Below are 4327 nucleotides of genomic sequence, written 5' to 3'. Positions count from 1 at the left end.
AAAGACAGCACTAAGAAAGACAGTACTAAAAAAGACACCGGGATGAAAATGTAATTCTTCTTCTAACAAAAAAGCCTCCCGCTAACCGGGAGGCTTTTTTGTGAATTGATTTTTCTTATAATTCTATGCTGTCGCCAATGGCAGGCAATTGTAAATTAAGCCCGGCTTTAGCAAATTTACCGGCAACTTCTTCCTTGTCAATTTTTATCACCGGAAACGAATCGTAATGTACACCGATAACGTTTTTACAGTTAACGAATGCCGCGGCTTTAATAGCATCATCGGCACCCATGGTATAGTTGTCGCCTAAAGGTAGTATCGCCCAATTCAGGTTCTCGTCTTCCAGCAGCTTCATATCGTAGGTAAGCGCGGTATCGCCTGAAAAGTAAATGGCTTTACCTTCCGAATAGATAACAAAACCTGCGGGGTTACCACCGTTAGATCCATCTGGCAATGCGCCTGAATGTACAGCGTTCACCATTTTAACACGGCCAAAATCAAAGTTAAAGCCGCCTCCAATGTTCATGCCATGTACATTGGTAATACCCTGTTTGCCCAGCCAGCCTGCAATTTCGGCAATGCAGATAACTTTGGCCCCGCTGTTCTTTTGAACAGTTATCAGGTCGGCAACGTGGTCGCCATGGCCATGGGATACCAGGATATAATCTGGTTTAAGGCTGTTCACATCAATATGTTTAGCCAACTCGTTTGGGGTGATGAAAGGGTCGAATAATAATGTTTTGCCATTGGCCACTATCTCAATGGTCGACTGGCCGTAATAGGTAAGTTTCATGGTAAATGATTCAAATTTTAAAGCGCTAGTTTACTTATTGTATATAACGCCATGCATTAAGCCCGGGTTGCTTTTAATAAACTTATTTGCCAAACAAACCGCCCATGCCGCCAAACATAGCGCTGGTTATAGCGGCCATTTCGCTTTGGCTAACATTATCCGCCTGTTCCATGGCTTTGTTAATAGCAACTACCAGTAGTTCTTCCAGTTCTTCTTTATCGGCATCCTTAAAAAAGTCGGCATCAATACTAACCGACTGTACTACTTTATTGGCATTGGCCTGTACGGTAATTTTGCCACCCTCGGCAGTGCCTGTAACGCTTATGGCATCTAAGCGTTTTTTTACTTCGCCAGCTTTTTGCTGGGCTTCCATCAATTTATCGAACATAATGTTTAAATGTGCAGATATGCAAATGTGCGTATGTGTAGATCATTGCATACCCAGGTTATTAAATATTAGATAATCATCCGCACATCTGCATATTCACGCATCTGCACATCTGAGGCTTAATCCTCCGCCGTATCTCCGGCGCCGTTATAAGCCCCTTTTCGAACTACCGGCATGCCGGTCATTTTAAAAAGATCATCAAGGTGCAGCAAACTGCCGTTAACTACATTACCTAACAAAACAATGGTAACATCGTTTTTCATATCACGCAAAAATATATGGCGAAAGCCGTGCCACCATCCGGTATGGTAAACCACTTTCTGGCCCGGGCTTTCAAATATCCTCCAGCCGTAGCCATAGTTAAAATGTCCGCGTATCATTGGGTTGCGCCCGGTATAGGCGGAATCTTGCGTGGCTTGTTTTATCAAACGACCGGCTTTAAGGGCCTGGTCAAAAATGTAGAGGTCGGCAACGGTGCTGTATATACCTTTATCGCCTACAGGGCCGTCTAAAAAGTTTTGCGCTACCGAATATTTCCAGCTGTTGCGGTCGTGGCCAACCACATCAGCCGGTATTTTATCATAAACCGCTTTAGAGTACACCGCGGTATGTGTCATCCCGGCGGGTTTAAAAATGTTCTCTTTCATGTAATCGGCATAAGACATGCCGGTAACTTTTTCTATGATGGCGCCCAGCACCATAAAGTTGCTGTTATTATACAAGAAGCTGGCGTTTGGTTTGTTAAAACGGGCCGGCTTGTATTTGGCTATCAGGTCCATTGCCTCTTTATTGGTAAGACCTTTCTTTTGGTTAAGATGCTGGCTGCGATAAATGTTATCTACAAAATAAACGTAGTTCATCATGCCGCTACGATGTGTTAACAGCAGGCGAATGGTTACGCCATCGTACGGAAAATCTGGAAAAAAGTCTTTAACATTTTGGTCCAATTTGATCTTTCCTTTTTCCCAAAGCTGCATAATAGCGGTACCCGTCATGGTTTTGGTAACCGATGCCAGCTCGAATTGGGAGCTTAGCTTTAGGCTGTCGCGGGTTAGGTGGTTGGCCCAACCAAAGGCCCCTTCATAAATAATTTTACCTTTTTTAGCTACGAGCACATTGCCGTTAAAACCGCTTACCTTATGCAGGTGCTGCATAAATTCGTCAATTTTTTTATCAGCTTTGGCGGGGTCATACTTAAGCAGTTCGGTGGTGTTAAAAGGCTTACCATTATCGGCTAAGCCTTTTTTGTTATCACCATTGCTGGATGAGCAGGAAGTAAATGCGAGCAGGGAAAATATAGTGGAAATGGCAGTTGTGCACACTTGTTTCATAGACAAAAATTCTTTCACTTTTAACGAAGGCGAAAATTAGAAATTATATAGGATGTATAAGATTAAAATTCAATTAATGTTTCAACAAAATATAAACTCTTAAATTTGGGAATGAGATTTTTAGCGAGAACACTGCTCTTGATAATAATAACAACCGGCATTGCCCGGGCCCAGGATGCAGGCAGTCTTATAAAAGAAGGCCAGCAATTAAGCGCGCAAAAAAAATACGCCGAAGCTACTGAAAAGTACAAAAGCGCCTTAGCCGTAGAACCCGAAAATACCCGCGCTAATTATGAACTGGCTTTTACCCTTTTTGCAAGCGGCAGGGGTAACGAGGGCATCCCTTACATTGAAAAAGCAATAAAAGGTAATGCCAGTGTACAGTTAACCGCCGCTTCCTATAGCTTGTTAGGCAGTATTTATGGTAACGCCAACCAGTTCCCAAAAGCAATTGCTGCCTACAAAAATGGCATCAAAACCGATAGCACCAATCAGCGTATTTACTATAATTTAGGTATCGTTCAGTATCGCGGTAAACAGTATCCGGATGCGGAACAAAGTTTTATCAGCGCAATAAAACGCGATTCGGCAGATGCGGGCAGTGTGCGGATGTATGCGCTGGCAAACTTCCACGAGAATAAACGCGCCGAAGCATTGCTTGGGTTTTGCCGTTTCTTACAACTGGAACCAAACAGCCTCCGAAGCAAAGAAGCCTTTGGTAACCTGCAGAATATTCTGCAAAGAGGAACGCTGCAAGCCGAGGCCGGTTACCAGCCAACGCCGACTGTTAAAGCTGAAGCCTTTGCGCAAAACAAGGCGATAACCAAAGTATTGGCCGGTTTCATGACCCGCAAGTATGCATCGCCGACAGCCCTGCTCACCGCACAACTGAAAGAACTTTTCACAGTTTTTGGCAGCAAGTACAAATTTGCCGATTACTATTACAGATTATCTCAAAGTGATAACCTGGCAACTTTTGTAAGAGTTATCAGCCAAAGCAGCTTCCCGAAAAATGCTAAATGGATTCAGGAAAATGCGGCGCAAGTAGGTGAATTAGATAAGTGGGTTAAAGAAACCAGGGTGCAATAGAATGTACTAAAAAGATTACTTCGGGATAGCGGCCTTAACCACATAAAACCCTAAATTTGCCCCTGCAAAAACATACTATCAATATGAGTTTCAGAACCGAACATGATACCATGGGCGCGGTACAGGTACCCGCCGACAAATACTGGGGCGCACAAACTGAGCGCTCACGCAACAATTTCAAAATAGGCCCCGAGGCTTCTATGCCGAAGGAAATTATAGACGCCTTTGCTTACCTTAAAAAAGCAGCGGCTTACACCAATACCGATTTGGGTGTTTTACCTGCCGATAAGCGCGACCTGATAGCACAGGTGTGCGACGAGATCCTGGCCGGTTCACTGGCAAGTGAGTTCCCGTTGGTGATCTGGCAAACAGGTTCGGGCACGCAATCAAACATGAACGTAAACGAGGTGGTTGCTAACCGTGTGCACGTATTGCAGGGCAACAAATTGGGCGAAGGCAAAACCTTTATCCACCCGAATGATGACGTGAACAAATCGCAATCATCAAACGATACTTATCCAACCGCTATGCATGTCGCGGCATACAAGATCTTGATCGATGTAACCATCCCCGGGATTGAAAAATTGCGCGACACCTTGCAGGCAAAAAGCGAAGCATTTAAAAGCGTGGTGAAAATTGGCCGTACCCATTTAATGGATGCTACGCCGCTTACTTTAGGCCAGGAATTTTCGGGCTATGTATCGCAGCTAAACCACGGTTTAAAAG

The 4327-nt window shown here is 44.2% G+C and carries 5 protein-coding genes; 2 read left to right on the top strand and 3 right to left on the bottom strand.

From position 1 onward, the window contains the following. Nucleotides 1-115: 115 nt before the first annotated feature. The 3 genes from JWQ85_RS18975 to JWQ85_RS18965 form a co-directional block, all read right to left on the bottom strand. On the bottom strand, nt 116-793 hold the full coding sequence (locus JWQ85_RS18975) for a metal-dependent hydrolase (RefSeq protein WP_299470755.1): 678 nt from the start codon (nt 791-793) through the stop codon (nt 116-118). Between the two features lie 82 nt (nt 794-875). Continuing rightward, the gene (locus JWQ85_RS18970; RefSeq protein ID WP_299470753.1) at nt 876-1181 is read right to left on the bottom strand and encodes a YbaB/EbfC family nucleoid-associated protein; all 306 of its coding nucleotides are present in this window, start codon (nt 1179-1181) and stop codon (nt 876-878) included. A 119-nt stretch (nt 1182-1300) separates the two neighbouring features. Further along, nucleotides 1301-2512, bottom strand: coding sequence for a serine hydrolase (locus JWQ85_RS18965; protein WP_299470751.1), 1212 nt, complete (start codon nt 2510-2512; stop codon nt 1301-1303). 111 nt (nt 2513-2623) lie between these two features. On the opposite strand from JWQ85_RS18965, the gene JWQ85_RS18960 reads away from it, so the two are divergent. Further along, entirely contained in the window at nt 2624-3601 is a 978-nt protein-coding gene (locus tag JWQ85_RS18960; protein WP_299470749.1) for a tetratricopeptide repeat protein, read from the top strand. An 83-nt stretch (nt 3602-3684) separates the two neighbouring features. Further along, nucleotides 3685-4327 (top strand): lyase family protein (locus tag JWQ85_RS18955; RefSeq protein ID WP_299470747.1); only part of this gene is annotated, 643 nt, incomplete at its 3' end.

It is taken from the genome of Mucilaginibacter sp. (assembly GCF_028288105.1).
Taxonomy (GTDB): domain Bacteria; phylum Bacteroidota; class Bacteroidia; order Sphingobacteriales; family Sphingobacteriaceae; genus Mucilaginibacter.
The sequence above is the reverse complement of the archived record's forward strand: the minus strand, read 5'-3'. Positions and strand labels throughout refer to the sequence as shown.